This window comes from Streptosporangium sp. CA-135522 (assembly GCF_050949235.1).
Lineage (GTDB): Bacteria > Actinomycetota > Actinomycetes > Streptosporangiales > Streptosporangiaceae > Streptosporangium.
The window spans coordinates 6,034,130-6,051,505 of the sequence record NZ_CP192026.1; the positions used below are offsets into that span (position 1 = coordinate 6,034,130).

Consider the following 17,376-nt stretch of genomic DNA (forward strand, 5'->3'; position numbering starts at 1 on the left):
CCATTCGGCTCCGCGCCCAAGCCGCGCTCAGGCGGCCTGGCCGTAGCCGGCCGCGGCGGGTGCCTCGCCACGTAGCGAGGTGAAGTCGACATCCAGGCCCGGGGGTCGTAGGCGGCGGGGGTGTCGCCGAGTTCGTGGGTGGAGTATTCGCCGAAGCGGCGGACCTGTTCTGTCAGGTACGGCGAGACCTGCGCCAGGTCCTCCGGGTCAATCTCCCAGCCCTCCTGTTGTAGCCGGCGGACGACCTCGGCTCGTACTGGCCGTCGAATCCGCCGAAGCCGTCCGCTGCCTGCGTCAGCGCCCGCAGTCCGGACGCCCTTCGCCATTGCCCGCGCCGACGACGCCGACATCTCGGCGCAAGGGCTGGTGCGGTATGAGGAGGCGCTACGCGCCGCCGGCTACCGGGTCGAGCTCGATCCCGACGACGATCAGGCGCTGCGGGTCTGGCCGATCGCGTGACCTTGTGTGGTCATCCGGTTGGGGTTGATTTCAGCGGGGACGGCGGCGCTGGATGGGGTCGGCCTCGGCCTGCGCCGGAGGTCTGGCTCCCGATAACGTTCCTTCTCAAAAGTCGCGTCATGTCGATCACGCTCGGGAGCAGCATATGGTGGGAGTCAGGCCCCTTGTTCTCGCTCTATTGACAGTGCCCGTGCTCAGCCTGGCGGCCTGCTCGGGCGGGGGCGAGGACAACGCCTCCACTCGAGCGAGCGGGGAAAGCGGCGCACGATCGCAACGTCCGTCACCTGCATTGCCCCCCTTCAAAGGAAAGACGCTCGACGCCGTCAGCGGCGAACTGGGGCGCTCCTGGCCCACCTACACCACCGCTTACAGGGCCCTACCGGACGGCCATCTGTTCGACGGTGAGTCCTACTCCGGTACCTGGATCGTCTGCACGCAGGTCGAGGACTCCCAGGCGAAGAAGGTGGAGTTCGGTTTCCTGCCCCCGCAGGTGCCCTGTCCGTCCGACGGCCGCGTCACCACCTGGCCGGTCGTGCCGAACTTCGTCGGCACGACCGGCAATGAGGCGAAACAGGCCGCCTTGCAGCTCGGCTTCCCGATCGTCAGCAGCCAGCCTCTCGTGACCGAGGGATACGACGACAGTTCGCACCTCGAACGCACCGTCTGTACCCAGAACCCGCCTGCCGGCCAGAGCATGCGTCAGCACTACGGCACGACGCTGAGCCTGCGAGTCGCCGACAGCAAGGGATCATGCACCCCGTAGTCGGCGTCCTCCTCCCCGAACATGTCCCCAGCCCCAAGGTAGGCAGGTCTGCGCAGATCACCAGGTTTCCGGGAAGCCCCTGTTCTCGGAAGCGGAGACGGCCAAAGCTTCCGAGAACATGTACGAGGCAGGGGTGAAATCCCAGCTCGACACTTCCGAGAACAGAGCCGCACCGCTACTTGGCGGCCGGGGACATGTTCGGGGAGGAGGAGGCCAGCTAGAAGATCACTGAAAATCTTGTTTTGGACCCGTGCTGGGCGGATGCCTGCCCGCCGTCAGGCGGTGACCGGCTCCAGTGTCCAAACCCCGCCGGTGCAGGCGAGTCCGAGGTGGATCAACGTGCGGAGATTCAGGGCAGCGGCGCGGGTGTGGAGCCAGAGGTTGTTCTTGATTGCACCCAGATAGCGCAGGCGGCGGCTGCCCCGGGCGACCAGCCAGGCCACGCCGCGTTCGACCGGTGGCCGCCGGCGGCGGTAGCCGGCCTGCCAGGCCGGATCGGTGGCGGCCTGACGTCGAGCGGCGCCCGGCAGGTCGTGAGGCGGGTGGATGTTGAGGGTGCGCCCGCTCGCTGCGGTGGTGCACCGCGCCCGCAGCGGGCAGTCGGCGCACCGCTTTTTGAACTGGACGATCCGGGCGCCGGTGGCGTTGGGCCGCCTGCAGCGCTTGGCGGGCCGGGCCGGTGCCGTAGGCGGCATCACCCAGCACGATGAGCGCCTCCTTTTCTGTGACCAGGAGTTCCTGGGCGACGGTGGCCTCATGGTGGTCGGCTCCGATGACGCACCTATTTTGACCTGCGGGTTTGTGCTGTAGCCAGGCGCGGTACGCTCGGGGCGGCAGTGATGATCGCAGCTGGGATGACAGCGGCCCGACTCTCCGAGGTCGGCATCGGCCGAGGTCGGCCACCGAGTGCTTACGCTGAGACCCTCCTGAGGAATCTCCCCTTGCCTGGCCCGCCGGCGGCGAAGTCACGGTGATTCCTCACGGAACGGAGCAACCCAGCCGCCGCCATATCCGTCGCTGACCCATCGCCGGCCAGGAGCAGACGCTCGCCAGGATGCGGCCGTGGGCCGAACTGCATGACGGCCTGAACGCGGTGCGGACCGTTGAAATGCTCGCCGCGGCCCAGGCGGCCGTGCGGCTGGGCGTCGTGCCAGAAGGTGGCCAGCCAGTTCATCCAGGTGCGCGGGCTGGCCCATGCTGGTGCGGGGATGCCGATCCGGGCTAGGGCGTGTCTTCAAAGTGGGTGGGAGTCGTGCAACATGTAAGTCGTGGTGCGACGTTATGAGCTGACCGATGCTGAGTGGCAGGCGTTAGAGCCGTTGCTGCCGAAGTCGGGGATGGGCCGGCCCCGGGCCGATGACCGGCGGGTGCTCAATGGGATCGTGTGGAAGTTCCGGGCCGGGGTGGCCTGGCGGGATGTGCCCGAGCGCTATGGCTCCTGGAGGTCGCTGCACACCCGGTTTCGCCGCTGGGCCCTGGACGGCACCTTCACGGCGATGCTGCAGGCGGTCCAGGCCAGAGCCGATGCCGCCGGCGACGTCGACTGGCTGGTATGCGTGGACTCCACCATCGTGCGCGCCCATCAGCACGCCGCCGGGGCGCGAAAAGGGGGCGCGCGACGGCGCTTGGACGTTCCCGGGGCGGACTGACCTCCAAGATCCACCTGGTCTGCGACGGGCGGGGCCGCCCGCTCGCGCTGCTGGTGACGGGCGGCAACGTCAACGACTGCACCCCTCTGGCGCAGTTGGTGCAGGCCGTCCGGGTGCCGCGGATCGGCATGGGGCGGTCCCGCGTGCGGCCCGATCACCTCATCGGCGACAAGGGCTACAGCTCGCGGGCGATCCGTGCCTGGCTGCGGCGGCGCGGCATCGCCCACACCATTCCCGAGCGCGCCGACCAGGTCGGCAACCGGGCCCGGCGCGGTTCGCGGGGCGGACGCCCACCGGTCTTCGATAAGCAGTTGTACAAGCGCCGCAATGTCGTGGAGCGCTGCTTCAACCGGCTCAAGCAATGGCGTGGCATCGCCACCCGCTATGACAAGACCGCCGAGTCCTACCAGGCCGCGGTCACCCTCGCCTCGCTACTGATGTGGCTATGACACTTTGAAGACCCGCCCTAGGGCGGGTGGGGATGCCGAGGATGCGGCGGACCTCATCCTCGATGTAGACCACGCGCGGGCAGCCTGCGTCGTCGGACTTGGCGCTCATACCATGGTCGGCCGTGAGCACCACGAGACACCGGTTCGGCCGGCCGCGCGGCGGAGCTGCACGTTGATGTAGAACCAGCCGAAGGCGTCGCTGGTGTAACTCAAGCCGCGATCGGCGTGGAAAACGGCGTCCGGCTCGACCAGGCCGGTGCCGATCGCCATGCGCAGGGCGGCTTGTCCTTCGAGGTGTCCCGGTCCTGAGGTGGCCCGAGCTTCAGCGTGCGGGGAGCGTCAGTGCGGTGGGCAGCTCGCGCAGGGTTCGCAGCGGCGAGAAGAGCATGGGGAGCGCCGCGAACAGCTCTCCCACAACGCCGGCCCAGATGGCCTCGCGGGCGCCCAGCCCCTGCCCCAGCACGCTGCCGAGCAGGGCACCCACCGGCATGGCCCCCCACACCACGAACCTGACCGACGCCGTCATTCGGCCCAGCAGTGGCTTCGGGCACACCCCCTGCCGGAATGCCACTGAGTTGATCTTGAAGGTCATGAAGACGACCCAGCCCAGTCCCTGCAGTGCCACGGCCACCGCGAAGCGCCAGTCGGCCTGGTACATCGGCACCGCCAGCAGCCACAGCGCCCCACTCACCACCACCGACAGGCACATCGCCGGCCCTTGCCCCAACCGGCTGGCCATCCGCGCCGTCAGCAGGCTGCCCACCAAAGCGCCCACCGCCTCCGCCGCGAACACCAGACCGCACAGAAAGGGCGACAGCCCGAGCTCCCTGTTGAGCAGCACGAGCAGCATCGAGGCGCCGACCGTGCCGCAGAGGTTCGAGATCGCCGCGGTGAGCGTGATCGCGCGCAGCGTCCGATGGCCGAACACGAACCGCAGTCCTTCGGCGATCTCCTGCACCAGTCGCGACTCGCCGGCAATCTTGCGCGTGTCGTCCCCCTGCCCGGCGCTGCCGACGCGGGTCAGCAAAAGCGCGGCGGCCAGGAACCCGGCGGCGTCCACCACGATCGCCGCCGGCGCGGTCAGCGCGCCCACCAGCGCCCCGCCCACCCCTGGGCCGCCCACCTGCGCGATGCTGCGGGTCGCCTCCAGCTTGACGTTGGCCTCCACCAGCTGCCCGTCGTCGACCAGGTGTGGAAGGTAGCTCTGGTACGCCACGTCGAAGAAGGCCGTGCACACCGACACCCCGAACGCGACGCCGTACAGCTGGGGCAGCGTCAGAACGCCCAGCCAGTGCGCCATGGGGATCGACCCCATCAGCACGGCCCGCCCCAACACGCCCGCGATCATCACCCGCCGGCTGCTGCCGCGATCGACCCACGCCCCCGCGGGCAGGCCGATGACCAGGAACGCCAGATATTCGAACATGACCAGCAGCCCGGTCTCGAACGGCGTCGCGTCGAGAAGGCCGATCGCCACGAGCGGCAGCGCGATGAGCGTCACGGCCGCCCCGGCCTGGCTCACCGAGTCGGCCGCCCAAAATCTCCGGAAATCCGCATGGAAGAACAGGCTGGTGCGAGAGGGGATCATGACGTCCAGCATCCTCACGCCGCCATGGTCTCCGCGAGTGTTTTAGGCTGGGCGAAAAGTTGCGGGGGAGGGGTATACATGGGCGCGGTGCGGTTCGGGATGCATGACCTCGTCAACGTCAGGTTCGCCATCTCGCCCCTGTGGGAAAGTCTGGCCGCATTCCGGGCGGTCGCCGACCCGGGCGCGCACGCCGTCCACCTGCCCTGGATCAGGACCGCGCGCCTCCTGGAGCGCGACCTCGCCGCGCCCCTGCGAGGGTTGCCCGGCGGCGTCCCGGCGTTCCTGACGCCACCGCCGCCCTGTCCGCTGGCCGAGATCGAGGAAGAGCTCGCCCTCGTCCGGGCGACCCCGGCCGAGCGGGTCCGCGCCGACCTCGACGCGGTGGGCGCGCACCGCCTGGCCGAGGAGCCGGTACGGGCCGCCGACGAGCTGGCCGACGCCGTGCTGGCGTGGTGGCGGGCGGCGGTCCAGCCGCACTGGCCGCGTGTCCGCGCGCTCCTGGAGGCCGACATCGCCCACCGGACCAGGCAGCTCGCCGAGGACGGCATCCGGATTATGTTCGCGGGCCTGCATCCGTCGCTGCGCTGGTCGGGCGACCGCCTGGCCTCCCCCGACCTGCCCGCGACCGGCGTCGACCCGGGCGGTATCGGCCTCACCCTGACCCCGACCGCCTTCGCGACCCGCTGCCACCTCCTGCCCGGCCACCGTCCACCCGGCCACCTCCCGCCAGGCCGGTCGCCGTCCGATCGGCCGTTCCCCGGCCGTCAGGCGGTCGCGCCCGCCCTGGTGTATCCGGCGCGAGCCGTCGGCACGCTGTGGGAACGGCGGCAGGGCGGCACGGACGGGCTCGCCCGGCTGCTCGGCCGCAGCCGGGCCCAGATCCTGGCCTTCACCAGCTCGCCCAGCACCACGACCCAGCTCGCCGCGCGCACCGGGCTCAGCCTGGGCGCGGTCTCCCAGCACTTGGCCGTCCTGCGCGACACCGGCCTGGTGACCGGCCACCGGTATCGCCACGAGGTCAACTACACGGTCAGTGACCTGGGCCTTGAGCTGATCGCCCGAGGCTAGCGCCGCTGGAGGGCTGCCCACGGATCGGGGTCCGGGTGCGGGCGGGCGCGCCGGATCTTGAGGAACTCGCTGAGCTGCTGTGCACGATCCATGGCCCCAGTATCGGCGCGAGGGTGTCCGTTTTGCCTGGGTTCTGTCAGACCCAGGCAGAGCAGGCCGGGGTCGAGCGGACGAACAGGGCGCCGAGCGCGATGACCAGGTTGAACACCGAGGTGTTCAACGCGGTGGCGGCCTCGGCCGACTGCGGCGCCGCCCGGAGGATCCAGGTCTGCGCGCTCACCGGCACACCTCCGAAGGCCAGCCCCCACAGGATCAGCAGGCTCACCCCGCCGATCGCGTTGCCGCCGACGACCGGGAAGAGTGCCAGGATCGCGGCGAGCAGGAGGCTGATGGCGATGACGGCCCCGCGGAGATTGCGTGACACCAGGCTTCCGACGATGAAGTTGCCGATGATCCCGGCGATGCCGAAGGTCAGCAGGAGCGGCCCGATCAGGCCGCTGTCGATTCCTGCGATGGTCTGCAGGATCGGGCTGACGAACGTGAAGGCGGCGAAGTGGCTGCTGAGCGGGCCGAGCAGGGGCGGATCACCGCCGAACGCGCGATGCGCGAGGCCCGGCGCGCCCAAAAGCTGGCCGAGGAGCGGGAGAACGCCGCCCGCGCCGACCTCGAGCGCATCGCCCGCGCCGAGCGGGCCCGCGGTGCCGCGGACGCCGCCATATGAGCCGTTCCCGCAGGTCAGCGTCACAGCAAGGTCGTAGCAGGACGTTAGCTTCGATCTTGGATACCTAATACGGCCGTCAGGGATCCCCTCAGCCCTTCAGGAGAGCACTGTGGCCGAGACCGACCGGTTCACGGGAGCGGAGGGCCATGCCGGAGCTTTACCTAAATACTGGTATCACATCTTGTTTGAGAACCATCGTTCTCATACCGTGTGATAACGGGACAAATCTCCCGTTTCTTGCCAGAAAGGGAAGCTGTCATGTCGCAATGCCAGCCCTTGGCGCCGTTCATCGACCAGATCGTTCAGCTCGAACCCTCTCCTTCCGGCGACTGCGCCCGAAGGGTGGACGGTCTGAGATGCAGCCTGGACGACATGGAAGAACGGCTGGAGCGGGCGCTCCAGCGGGAACGGCAGTTCACCTCCGACGCCTCCCATGAGCTGCGCACGCCCATCGCCGGGCTCCGTGCCGAGCTGGAGGACGCCTGGCTGCACTCGGAGGAGATCGACATGGACGGAGTGCTGGAGCGCGCGCTGAGAAACCTCGACCGGCTGCAGGCGATCGTCGAGGACCTGTTCCTGCTGGCCCACCTGGACACCGCGTGGCCAGCGAGAACGCAGTCGGTGAATCTGGCGAGGCTGGTCGACGCCGAGATCTCCCGGCGGAGCGACCGGGACCGGGTCCAGCTCAGCATGGACCCGCACGTCACCATCGACGCCGTCGAGGACCAGATCGGCCGGGTGCTCAGCAACCTGTTGGACAACGCTCACCGGCACGCCGAGCGGCGGGTGCTGGTGCAGGTGCGCCGCGAAGCGGACACCGCCGAGCTGACCGTGACCAACGACGGCCGGGGCGTGCCCGAGGCCGACCGGGACCGGATCTTCGATCTGTTCGCCCGGGTGGACACCTCCCGTAGCCGTGACCTCGGGGGAACGGGGCTCGGACTGACGATCGCCCGGGAAATCACCCAGGCCCATCACGGCACCCTGACCGTCGAGGGAACCCCGACCGGAGACGTGCGCTTCGTGCTCCGGCTGCCCGTCAACACGGAACCGGATCTGTGAGACCGCGCCCGGGCCGGTCGTCCCACCCTCGAACGCGCCACCCGTAAAGATCGTCGGTACCGAGCCGACACCGACGCCGGCCTGACGCCCACACGGCAAGAGAACGACGATCCTCGCAGGGAGGTGACGAGCTTGGGCAACGAAACGGATCGAGTGAGGATCATGCGGGTGGCCGACGCGCTCTTCAACGAACGCGGTGTGCACGCGGTCGGTATGGACACCATCCGTGACATTTCGGGTGTGCCACTCAAGCGGATCTACGCGATCTTCGCGTCCAAGGACGAACTGATGCACGAGGTGCTTCGCCAGCGAAGCATCGATGCCCGCGCGGCCATCATCCGATACGTCGACTCCCACGCCAGCACCCCCGTGGATAGCATCCTGGCCGTCTTCGACTACCTCTACAACTCGTTCAGCCAGCCGGAATTCCGCGGCTGCTTCTTCATCAACACCTTCGGTGAGATGGGAAGCGTCTCCGACCGCATCGCCGACATCATCCGTGTCCACAAGGGCGCGGTGACGGACTACTTCAGCGAGCTCGTGGCGGCGGCGGGCCTGCCCGCGGACGTCGCCGACCAGCTGTCGATCCTCATGAATGGCGCCCTGGCGACCGCCGGCATTTTCGCCACCCCCGAGACGGCCCACCAGGCCCAGGCCATCGCACGCCTTCTGATCGACGCCTCCGGCGGGCCGGACGCCGGCCGGTGATGGTGAGGGCGAAAGTGGAGAAGGAGCAGCAGCCGTTCTCCCGCGCGGCCGGCTCGGCAGCCCGGGCCGCGTGCTCGGCGGCGAAGGCGAGGTCCAGGAGCAGGTGCTCACGGCCGGGGCGCCGTACCTGCTCCTGGACCGCGCCATCGTGCAGACCCTGCTCGGCACCGGACTGCGCCACACCGAGATCGCGGGCCTGGGCCTGGCCCAACTGGAGCCGCGCACCCCGGTCAGCTTGGCCTGCTTGGCCCGGCGCAGCACGTCCGGGGTGCGCGGCAAGGGCCGCACCAGCCGCAGCGTCTTCCTCGGCCGCGATGCCCGCACCGCGCTGGCCGACTACCTCGAAGCCGAACGCGACGGCGACGCCACCGACGATTCCACCGCGCTGTTCCTCGCGGCCTGCTCCATCGCCGCGCGCCGGCCCGACGGACGACTGTCACCGCGCTCGATCAACACCATCGTCGGGCAGATCGGCGCCATCTGCGACCTTCAGGTCGCAGGAGCCGACCGGCAGCTCGGCACGCTGCGCCCGCACGACCTGCGCCATACCTTCGCCTACCTGCTCTCCCAGGCCTCCGGCCACAACCGCGCCGAGCTGGAACGCCGCCTTGGCCACTCAAGCGACCGGTATCTGAAGCTGTATACCAACCCACCCGACGACATCGCCGCCGCCTACGTCGAGGATCTCTGACCAAAGGCGCCGGCCGGATCTTCCGTCAGCCCCCTCGGAAACCCGTCATGCCCTCTGACCTGCGGTTGGCCCCTTTCCGGCGTACTTGGTCTGCCTCCCGGGTCGAGCTCCAGGGCGGCGCACGCCGCGGCGTACCCCTCCCCGAGATGACGGGGTGAGAATCATGACCTCGCGGGCGTGGAACGCCATGAGGCACCCCTCGCTGAACGATCATGCATCGGGCGGAGGACGAACAACAGGATGCCGCAGATCCGCGGAGATCGACACTGAGGCGCGGGAACGGTCAGCCCGGCTTTTCGTCGACGACTTCGATGCCGTGATCCGCCGCCACTGGGCCCTGGCGGCCTGCGCGTTCACCTTCTGCTGGCATGCCCGGCCCGCCGATCCGGCCCCGCCACCACACCTTCCGCCCACCCCGGCCGACGCCGACGGCGCAGAGAGGGGGCCCCGGCGCCGCAGTGCCACCCGTGCCGCTGTGCTGGCCCCAGGCCGCCCGCCACGTCCGCGGCTGGCTGACCCCCTGCGCACTGCTGCAACGCTGGTGGCGAAGCTGGTCGAGCAGGCCCCCGCCCGCTGAGCTACAAGCCCTGGTCACAGCCGTCACTACAGGACGGTCCCTCAACCTCTACGCCCCGCCTTAACAAACCACCGTAGTGCCGCATCAGGCAACGTTCGCCCCGTTGTGACGTATCGTCTGGTTGCTGTACCGGGCGGCACCGGGCGGTCAGAATGATCACGTGGCTGAACGCGTGCGGGTCCGAGAGATCGATGATGAAGAGGGACAACGGCTGCTGCGGATTGTCCGCCGGGGCACCGGGTCGGTGGTGACCTGGCGGCGGGCCCAGATGGTGCTGCTGTCTGCGCAGAGCATGGATGTCGCTAAGATCGCCGAGGTGACGTTCACCAGCGCGGACAGGGTCCGAGATGTGATCCACAACTTCAACGCCGATGGCTTCGACTCCCTGTACCCGAAGTACCGGGGCGGCCGACCGAAGACGTTCACGCTGCCCGAGCGTCGGGAGATCAAGAAGATCGCGAAGTCGAAGCCGGCCGAACACGGCCTGCCGTTCTCGACCTGGAGCCTGGCCAAGCTGGCCGACTTCCTGGTCGCCGAGGGGGTGGTCGACGACATCAGCCACGAGGGCCTTCGCATCCTGCTCCACCAGGAAGGCGTGTCGTTTCAACGCGTGAAGACCTGGAAGACCTCCCGCGACCCCGACTACGCCACCAAGAAGGCCCGTGTGGAGCACCTCTACGCGATCGCCGACGGCGAGGTCATACCCGAGGATGGCGAGCCTGAAGTCGTCTTCTGCATGGACGAGTTCGGCCCGCTCAACCTCCAGCCCCACCCCGGCCGGCAGTGGGCCGAGCGCGGTGGCACGCACAAGGACCCCGACCGCGAACCCCGCCCCCAGGTAGGCCACCTACACCCGCCCGCACGGCGTGCGGCACCTGATGGCCGCCTACGAGCTGGCCAAGGACAAGCTCTACGGCCACATCAAGAAGACCAAGAACCGCTCCAAGTCCCTGGAGTTCTGCCGCTACCTGCGAACTCTCTACCCAGCTGACGTGCGCATCGCCATCGTCTGTGACAACTACTCGCCGCACCTGACCGCCAAGCGGTGCCGCCGGGTCGAGGCGAACAACGTCGAGATCGCCTACACCCCCACCAACAGTTCCTGGCTCAATCGTATCGAGGCCCAGTTCACCGCCCTGCGGTACTTCGCTCTCGACGGCACCGACCACCCCAGCCACACGGCCCAGGGCAGCATGATCCGCCGCTACGTCATCTGGAGGAACAAGCACACCGCCGACCTTTGGCTCCGCACCATCGTCGCCCGGGCCAACGCCGCCTGACACCACATGAAGGCAGAGAAGATGACCACACAGATCAACCGCGTCGACCATGAACTGATCCAGGCTGCGGCGCATGTCGCGGCCACACGCTGCCGGGGCGACAACCACACCATGGCGGCCGCGGCCCGCAACCACGACGGCCGGATCGTCACGGCGGTGAACGCCTATCACTTCACCGGCGGTCCCTGCGCGGAGCTGGTCCTCATCGGCACGGCTGCCGCGCAGGGCGCCTACGACCTGGACACCATCGTTGCCGTGGGCGACCGCGACCGCGGCGTTGTGCCCCCATGCGGCCGCTGCCGCCAGGTCCTTCTCGACTACTTCCCAGCCCTCAAGGTCATCGTCGGCACAAGTGACAGACTCCGCACCGTCTCCATCCTCGACCTGCTTCCCGAAAGCTACGTCTGGGCGGACCACCAGCTCGATGCCGAGGAAAATGCACCACTTAGCACGAGCTGACACCCCCGACGATTACAGGGAAAAGGTTGCTTGACGCCGGCACTAGGTCATGTCCGGCAGGCCCACAGGTGTGTCGCGAACTGGGGTTCTCGTAGTTCCAGCCGTAAATTCAGCGAAGAAGGCCTGACCTGCGTGTACAGGGGGAGGATTCAGTATGGATCGTCCGGCCCGCTATGAAGAAACCGCAGGTCAAAGCCGACTTCGTCGAATTTCTGCCATTGCTGCCGGGATCCCAAGTCGCTGGCCAGCCAGATCGCTTAAGGCCAGATAACGATGATGGGGGCAGCGACGACGGCCAGGAGGCGTGTTCAGGCGACGCCGGATAGGTCCAGGCCGCTTGGTCATGTCGAGGTGGAAGCGGCCGTAGGGGTTGATGTGCGTCCAGAACAGCGGGGATAGGCCGCGCCGGTCTTCAGTAGTAAGCCTTTTGGCCCAGGCGGGGTCGGCGAGCACCGCCTGGAGCAGCAGGGTGTTGACGTAGACCAGCGAGGACCGTAGCAGGTGCAGCGCCAGCATGGAGACCTCGGCGTGCTCGCGGTCGGGGCCGGTGAGCACGCCTTCCTTGCCGTAGAAGATCTTGTCGTTGGCGCCGTTCCAGTTCTCCACCACCTGCAGGCCGCTGTTGATCTCCCGGCGCAGATCTTCGCTGGCCAGGTAACTAATACGAAGATGGTGCGTACTACCCGGCCCAGCTCCTCCATGGCAAGGTATACCGGCTGCTTGGGGCCGCCCTTGGTGAAGCGGCGCAGTACCTGCTCGGCCTCGGCGGTGCCCAGGCGCAGCGCGGTCGCGTATTTGATCATTTGGTCGTAGTGGCGGCTGATGAGATCCCAGTCGATGGGCCGCTGCTTGAGCACCCGCTCCAGGCGTTGCCACGCGTTCGGGCCGGCCTCAGGCACGTAAAGCCGGATGGAGCCGATGGTCTTAAGCCGGGGCAGCAGGCGGAACCCCAGCAGTTCAGTGAAGGCGAATCCGACGGTCGAAGCACCGTGGATGTCGGTGTAGTTGGCCTGCACCAAAGCGTCGGTGCAGTGCCGCAGCAGTCCCTCGATCATCGCCGCCACCTCCGACGACGAACACGACTTGAGCTGGGAGTAGATGCAAGCGCGGCCTTTGTCGACGTGCCAGTAGATCATCACGCCGTAGCCGCCGTAGCGGGCGTGGAACTCGGTCATCAGGTTGGACTCCCACGAGCCGAACCGCTTGGAGTCCGAGGCGGTGGTGGTCGCCTCGCCCCACCAGGCCGCATCCCGCGCGGCCAGGGTCTCGTTGACCACGCGCGCGATGGCCGCGCGCAGGTTGTCGCGGGTGATGTGACTCGCACGCACGCGGCGCAGGGCGGCCTCGTCCTCGCCGTGTTCGCCGGTGGCGGCCATCTGCCGGATGCCCATGTTGGTGCCCAGGGCGAACGGGCACAGCAGCAGCCACCGCCGCAAGGTGGCCTTGTCCAGCGCCTCGCGGCTGGCCACCGAGGAGAACTCGTCGGTGAAGCTGATCAGGAACGCGGTGTCTTTGAGGATGTCGAGTAGGTCGATGGTGCCCCAGCGGCGCTGTACCTCGGCCTTGAGCGCGGCCAGGTTCTTCGGTTCGGGCTGCTTGTCGAGCCTGGGCACGCTGATCCACGGCTGGCCGCTTCGGGTGATGAAGCGCACCCCGCCTGTGCTGCCTTCGGTCAGTGCGGCATCCAGCCGGTCCAGCGCGGCCATCATCCGTGTCTTGAGGTCGGCGACGAACGCGGCCGGATCCATCGGTTTGGCCAGGGCGGCGTAGTGCACGTCGCGGTTGTCGTCGAAGTCGCCGGGCAGGTCCTCATCTGGGTTACGCCAGCGGTCGGCGCCTTCGACGTAGACCTCCCGGCGGCGCAGCGCTTCGCGCAGGGCGATCAGCACGCACAACTTGTAAGGGATGCGCTCGATGCGGCCGCTGGAGGTGTCGGTGATCGCTTCGGTTCAGGCCTTGGGCACCACGCCCTCGATCGGCACGTTCTCGCCAGCCGGGTACAGCCGTTCGTCGCTGGGCGCGTCGGTGTAGCGGGCCAGCAGGTCAATGGCGTCCATCACCGGCCGGTAAGCGGTTGTTGCACCGGAAGACCAGCGCGCCCAGCAACGGGGCCAGCATCCGCCGATAGTGGTGCGAATACGATCCGCGTAGCTGGTAGCGCACCCGATCAGCGATGATCTTCTCGGTGGCCATCAGCTCCATGGCCAGTTCCTTGAGCGTCCTCTCACCACCTGGCACCGCGGGGAAGACCACAGCCCGGACGGTGCCGTCGGGGCGCTCCAAGGCCGCATTCACCATCCGCGAGAAGATCTCGCGCTTGCCCGGCACCGGCGTCAGCTGACCGATCAGCTCCTTCCCCACCCGCTTCTCAGCCCGAGCGTTGATCCGGTGGATCAGCCCAATCAGCAACTCCACCAAGGCGTCGACCAACTCGGCCTGCTGCGTCCAGCACAACGCGGCCAACAGCGCGTACCGCACCGGTTCATCACAGGCGGCGAAATCCGAAGGATACATCCGGGCCGCCCGCGCCCGCCAAGCTGCCACGATGCGATCGGAGACATCGGCGAAGAGCTCCTGGCCCAGGCCCAAAGCGCGCACTGTGGCCAGCTTGCCGATCTCCTTCAGCAGCGTGTCCAGCCCCAACGCCCCCGGGTCGGCCTTGAGCTGCGCCAGCAAGCCCGGCTGGGCCAGCAGCTCTTCCAACCGGCTACACACCATCGGCCCGAGGCGATGCATGATCTGCTCGGCGAAAGCTTCTTCGGACCGGCGCCCCGCCGAGGCGACCACCCGCTCGATCTGGCCGTCACTGGGCGGCTCGATCTTCTCGCTGCGGCAGCGCCGCCGCCAAGCGGCCGGAGTCAGTCTCGACTGGGCACACCTCTGCGGCCAGCCAGCGCGCCCATCGCCCCTCATCCTTCTCGCTCGCCGGCCGGGTACCGAACGCCTGGCGGATCTGCGACCGGTGGTACTTGATCGCCCGGTCCCGCCAGGAGTACTTGGCGAACAGGACCGAGTCCACCTTCACCAGCGAGGCGACATAGTTGACCGCAGCCGGCGGAACCTCTTCGGGGTAGGCGGGGAAGCGGCCCTCGATCTCGTAGAACTTCAGCAGCAGCGCGAACCTTATCTTGAGCCCGCTTTTCGATCATGCTTCTGACCTGGGGCAATCCGGTGTGGACAGTGTCGTCGACGAGCTCATGGAGTTGGCTGTCAGCAGGGTCCGGTGAGTTTGGAGGAAACACGCTTCGGCGTGTCGCGATCAGTGACCTGCCCGAGGATCTCGGCGGCGCGGCGCTCGCCAAGGGCTCTGGCGAGCGCGTCACGGAGTTGCTGGTTATCGGCTTCCAAGTGGCGAATACGAGCTGTGGAGGCTTCGAGCCGGCGTAGCAATGACGGATCGGAGGCGCGCTGACGCTGCGGCGGAGGCGGCGAGGACGGGCTCGGGTGCCGCTGGCGGAGATGCTCGATCTCGGCGCGCAGGTCATCTTGGGTGTAGAGCCATGATCGAGACACGTTGGCCTGCCGGGCGACGGCATCGAAAGTGACGCGCTGACCGGCGGCGTCCATGCGGCGCAGAGCGGCGATGGCCCGCTGACGGGTCTGATCGGCTCGGCGCCGGGCCGCGGCGACGACGTGATGGGTGTTATCAGCTCGCATCGGCTTCTTTGGCCTCGTCCTTCTCGATCTCGCCGATCATGCGGTCCAGGTTGGTGAGCACTTGCTGGTTCATCTCCGCGACCCGGGTCTGGCCTTTGCCGTTGGACACCTCGATGAGCGTGAGCGTGCGGTGGCGTTGCTCGCGGAGTTCGGGCATGAACTCTGGGCCGGTGATGAAGACCGGGCAGGTCAGGCACGCATTGGCGTGCGGACAGCTCTTTTGAACGGGCAGCCCGCAGTAGCCGTTGGGCAGGGTCTGGGTCGCCATGGCGAACCGGGTCTTGGCCCATTGCGCCTGGGCGAGTGGCCCGTCGGGATCGAGTGCCACTCGCTCACCCCTGATGTTGACCTTGGTCGCCTGCTCCCAGCGGCGCCGGACGGTCTGGTCGGTGATCTTGGCGTAGTGGGCCGTCATCTGCATGGAATCGTGGTCGAGGAGCACCCGGATGACTTCCTGCGGAACGTCGCAGTTGATCAGCCGGGTGGCGAAGGTGTGCCGCCACTGGTGCGGAGTCAGGTGAACCGGTCTGCCGTGCTCGTCGCGGACGTTGCAGCTTTCCAGCCAGCGGTTGAGCTGGCCGCGGTAGGCGTCAGAGCTCATCGGTCGCTGTCCGCTGGCGTTGCCTGTGAGACGGGGGAACAGGTGCGGGTTTCCGCCGGGCCAGCGTTCCAGGACTCGCCGCTGCTGAGCGCGGATCTCCGTCTCGAGTTCCTCGTCGATGGGGACGGCGGCCTCACGCTCCATCTTGGTGTTGACGTAGCGCAGGTAGGGGGCGCCTTGCCCGTCGTGAAGCAGGCAGTCGAAGGGCAGGGTGCACGCGGCGGCCAGGCGCAGCCCGCACCGGATGAGGATGATGGTGGCCAAGCGGCCTTCCGGGTAGGGCCAGCGATCCAGGTTGGCAGGCTGTTCCACCTGGGCCATCACGTGCTCGGCCAGATGGCGGGTGATGGGCAGGCGGCGCCGGGAGACGTCGCCGGTGAAGAACGCCGCGGTGGTGGGCAGGGTGTCATCCCAGCGGTGTTGCCGGATGGCCTGGAAGAACAGGTGGAGTCCGCCCACACGGCTCTCGTTGGCGCTGACGCCGCCGGGCAGGTCGGTCAGCCAGGCGAGATACCGCTCCAGCAGCGGACGGTCGATGTCGGCCAGCCCGTTGGCTGTGGAGGCTGCGGCGGTGAGGAACTCGCTGAAGCGGGTCAGCGCCTGAACATCGGACACCGCGGTCGGAATGGAGAGCCCGGAGATCAGCCGGTAGCGGACCCACCGTTTCCCGAGCTCGCGCAACCACGGCTGGGTGATGCGGTCGAAGCGCAGCCGGATTCCGGAACGCGCGCCGCCCGCGCTCTGCTTGAGCCCGCTCAGCTTGGCCACGTGCCAGACATCGCGGGGATACTCCACTTCCCAGCCGCTGCCGTCATGGAGCGTCTCGACGGCGTCGCGGGCATAGATCAAGAACGTTTCGCTCCGGTTCCGCAACTTCTCCCAGCCCGGCTTCCGGCGGCGAGCGAGGCCCATTTGCCGCCACTCCTGTTCGGTGCGTTCCAGCAGTGAGGCGACACCGCACTCGCGGGCGCGGTTGATCGTCCAGCTCGCGACGTGGAGGGGCAGGGTGACCGTCTGCTCGTCGTGCCGGGTCTGGACGGCGTATTGCAGTTCGAGCTTCAGCTGAGGAGACAGCCCGCGGAAGTCGATGAAGGCCTTGCCGTGGCGTTCGCACTCGGCGATGAACTCCTCAATGTCGAGCGACGCGAGGTCCTTGCGGCGGGTGCGGTGCGACTTGCATAGCCCCAGGCTGCTTTCCGACCAGAGCGAGCAGAACGACAACCGGCATTCCGCCTGCCCTGCCGGTTCAACGGCGGGGGCGGCGGCCGCCCAGGCGGCGGGGTCGGGATGGCCGGAGCGCTGCCATCGGTCGCGGTGCCGGGTGCACAAGCCCTTGCCCGCGCCGCAGTAGCGACAGCCGGCAACGGTGCACCGGCCGGGCTCGCTGCGGCCTCGTAGGGGCGGCCCGGGGTTGGTGACGAAGCTGGCCCGGTCGGGCCGGTCGGACAGCTTCCGCCAGCGATTGCCGTGGCCCTTGCACAACTCGTAATCACTCGCGGGGCGGTCGCAACCGGGCACGGCGCAGAACTTCCAGCCCAGGACCGGGTCGTCGGGGGCCGGGAACAGGATGTCGACGCGGAACTCGGGCCGAACCGCGGCCATCAGCTTCTCCAGCAATCCGCGCCTAGCCGGATCCATCTCGGC

The 17,376-nt window shown here is 68.2% G+C and carries 17 protein-coding genes and 3 pseudogenes; 11 read left to right on the top strand and 9 right to left on the bottom strand.

Features of this window, described 5'->3' with window-relative positions; translation table 11 throughout:
- Positions 1-748: 748 nt before the first annotated feature.
- Positions 749-1,222 (top strand): PASTA domain-containing protein, encoded by a 474-nt coding sequence (locus ACQPYK_RS28785; protein ID WP_433237388.1) that lies wholly within the window; start codon positions 749-751, stop codon positions 1,220-1,222.
- Between the two features lie 275 nt (positions 1,223-1,497).
- Here ACQPYK_RS28785 and ACQPYK_RS28790 read toward each other — a convergent pair whose 3' ends face one another.
- Positions 1,498-1,917: a transposase gene (locus ACQPYK_RS28790; protein ID WP_433237391.1), complete on the bottom strand. Its 420-nt coding sequence runs from the start codon at positions 1,915-1,917 to the stop codon at positions 1,498-1,500.
- A 642-nt stretch (positions 1,918-2,559) separates the two neighbouring features.
- On the opposite strand from ACQPYK_RS28790, the pseudogene ACQPYK_RS28795 reads away from it, so the two are divergent.
- Positions 2,560-3,320, top strand: a pseudogene (locus ACQPYK_RS28795) (IS5 family transposase).
- 105 nt (positions 3,321-3,425) lie between these two features.
- On the opposite strand, the gene ACQPYK_RS28800 reads toward ACQPYK_RS28795, so the two are convergent.
- Entirely contained in the window at positions 3,426-3,590 is a 165-nt protein-coding gene (locus tag ACQPYK_RS28800; RefSeq protein ID WP_433237394.1) for a hypothetical protein, read from the bottom strand.
- A gap of 52 nt (positions 3,591-3,642) precedes the next feature.
- Positions 3,643-4,920, bottom strand: a complete 1,278-nt coding sequence (locus ACQPYK_RS28805) for an MFS transporter (RefSeq protein WP_433258932.1) — start codon at positions 4,918-4,920, stop codon at positions 3,643-3,645.
- Between the two features lie 66 nt (positions 4,921-4,986).
- On the opposite strand from ACQPYK_RS28805, the gene ACQPYK_RS28810 reads away from it, so the two are divergent.
- Entirely contained in the window at positions 4,987-5,976 is a 990-nt protein-coding gene (locus ACQPYK_RS28810) for an ArsR family transcriptional regulator (RefSeq protein WP_433237397.1), read from the top strand.
- Positions 5,977-6,112: 136 nt separating this feature from the next.
- On the opposite strand, the gene ACQPYK_RS28815 is transcribed toward ACQPYK_RS28810, so the two are convergent.
- The gene (locus ACQPYK_RS28815) at positions 6,113-6,721 is read right to left on the bottom strand and encodes an MFS transporter (protein ID WP_433237400.1); all 609 of its coding nucleotides are present in this window, start codon (positions 6,719-6,721) and stop codon (positions 6,113-6,115) included.
- 348 nt (positions 6,722-7,069) lie between these two features.
- Here ACQPYK_RS28815 and ACQPYK_RS28820 point away from each other — a divergent pair.
- The 8 genes and pseudogenes from ACQPYK_RS28820 to ACQPYK_RS28855 form a co-directional block, all read left to right on the top strand.
- Positions 7,070-7,282 (top strand): annotated as a pseudogene (locus tag ACQPYK_RS28820) (histidine kinase dimerization/phospho-acceptor domain-containing protein); the annotation flags it as partial.
- Between the two features lie 36 nt (positions 7,283-7,318).
- On the top strand, positions 7,319-7,759 hold the full coding sequence (locus ACQPYK_RS28825; RefSeq protein WP_433258934.1) for a sensor histidine kinase: 441 nt from the start codon (positions 7,319-7,321) through the stop codon (positions 7,757-7,759).
- 132 nt (positions 7,760-7,891) lie between these two features.
- Positions 7,892-8,467, top strand: a complete 576-nt coding sequence (locus ACQPYK_RS28830) for a TetR/AcrR family transcriptional regulator (protein ID WP_433237403.1) — start codon at positions 7,892-7,894, stop codon at positions 8,465-8,467.
- A 70-nt stretch (positions 8,468-8,537) separates the two neighbouring features.
- The gene (locus ACQPYK_RS28835; protein WP_433237406.1) at positions 8,538-9,158 is read left to right on the top strand and encodes a site-specific integrase; all 621 of its coding nucleotides are present in this window, start codon (positions 8,538-8,540) and stop codon (positions 9,156-9,158) included.
- A gap of 163 nt (positions 9,159-9,321) precedes the next feature.
- Positions 9,322-9,735 carry a hypothetical protein gene (locus ACQPYK_RS28840; protein WP_433237409.1) on the top strand — a complete coding sequence of 138 codons (414 nt, stop codon included), beginning with the start codon at positions 9,322-9,324 and terminating at the stop codon, positions 9,733-9,735.
- Positions 9,736-9,895: 160 nt separating this feature from the next.
- Positions 9,896-10,726: a helix-turn-helix domain-containing protein gene (locus ACQPYK_RS28845; protein ID WP_433237412.1), complete on the top strand. Its 831-nt coding sequence runs from the start codon at positions 9,896-9,898 to the stop codon at positions 10,724-10,726.
- Complete coding sequence (locus ACQPYK_RS28850; protein WP_433237415.1) at positions 10,614-11,015, top strand: transposase; 402 nt, start codon at positions 10,614-10,616, stop codon at positions 11,013-11,015. Before ACQPYK_RS28845 ends, ACQPYK_RS28850 begins: the two co-directional genes overlap by 113 nt.
- 21 nt (positions 11,016-11,036) lie before the next feature.
- The gene (locus ACQPYK_RS28855; protein ID WP_433237418.1) at positions 11,037-11,474 is read left to right on the top strand and encodes a hypothetical protein; all 438 of its coding nucleotides are present in this window, start codon (positions 11,037-11,039) and stop codon (positions 11,472-11,474) included.
- Positions 11,475-11,663: 189 nt separating this feature from the next.
- Here ACQPYK_RS28855 and ACQPYK_RS28860 read toward each other — a convergent pair.
- From ACQPYK_RS28860 to ACQPYK_RS28880, 5 genes and pseudogenes are all read right to left on the bottom strand, one after another.
- Positions 11,664-13,222 (bottom strand): annotated as a pseudogene (locus ACQPYK_RS28860) (transposase).
- A gap of 295 nt (positions 13,223-13,517) precedes the next feature.
- Positions 13,518-14,261 (bottom strand): hypothetical protein, encoded by a 744-nt coding sequence (locus tag ACQPYK_RS28865; RefSeq protein ID WP_433237421.1) that lies wholly within the window; start codon positions 14,259-14,261, stop codon positions 13,518-13,520.
- Between the two features lie 16 nt (positions 14,262-14,277).
- Entirely contained in the window at positions 14,278-14,601 is a 324-nt protein-coding gene (locus ACQPYK_RS28870) for a DUF4158 domain-containing protein (protein WP_433258936.1), read from the bottom strand.
- Positions 14,602-14,684: 83 nt separating this feature from the next.
- Entirely contained in the window at positions 14,685-15,131 is a 447-nt protein-coding gene (locus ACQPYK_RS28875) for a DUF6262 family protein (protein WP_433237424.1), read from the bottom strand.
- Positions 15,121-17,370, bottom strand: coding sequence for a tyrosine-type recombinase/integrase (locus tag ACQPYK_RS28880; RefSeq protein ID WP_433237427.1), 2,250 nt, complete (start codon positions 17,368-17,370; stop codon positions 15,121-15,123). Before ACQPYK_RS28880 ends, ACQPYK_RS28875 begins: the two co-directional genes overlap by 11 nt.
- Positions 17,371-17,376 lie beyond the last annotated feature (6 nt).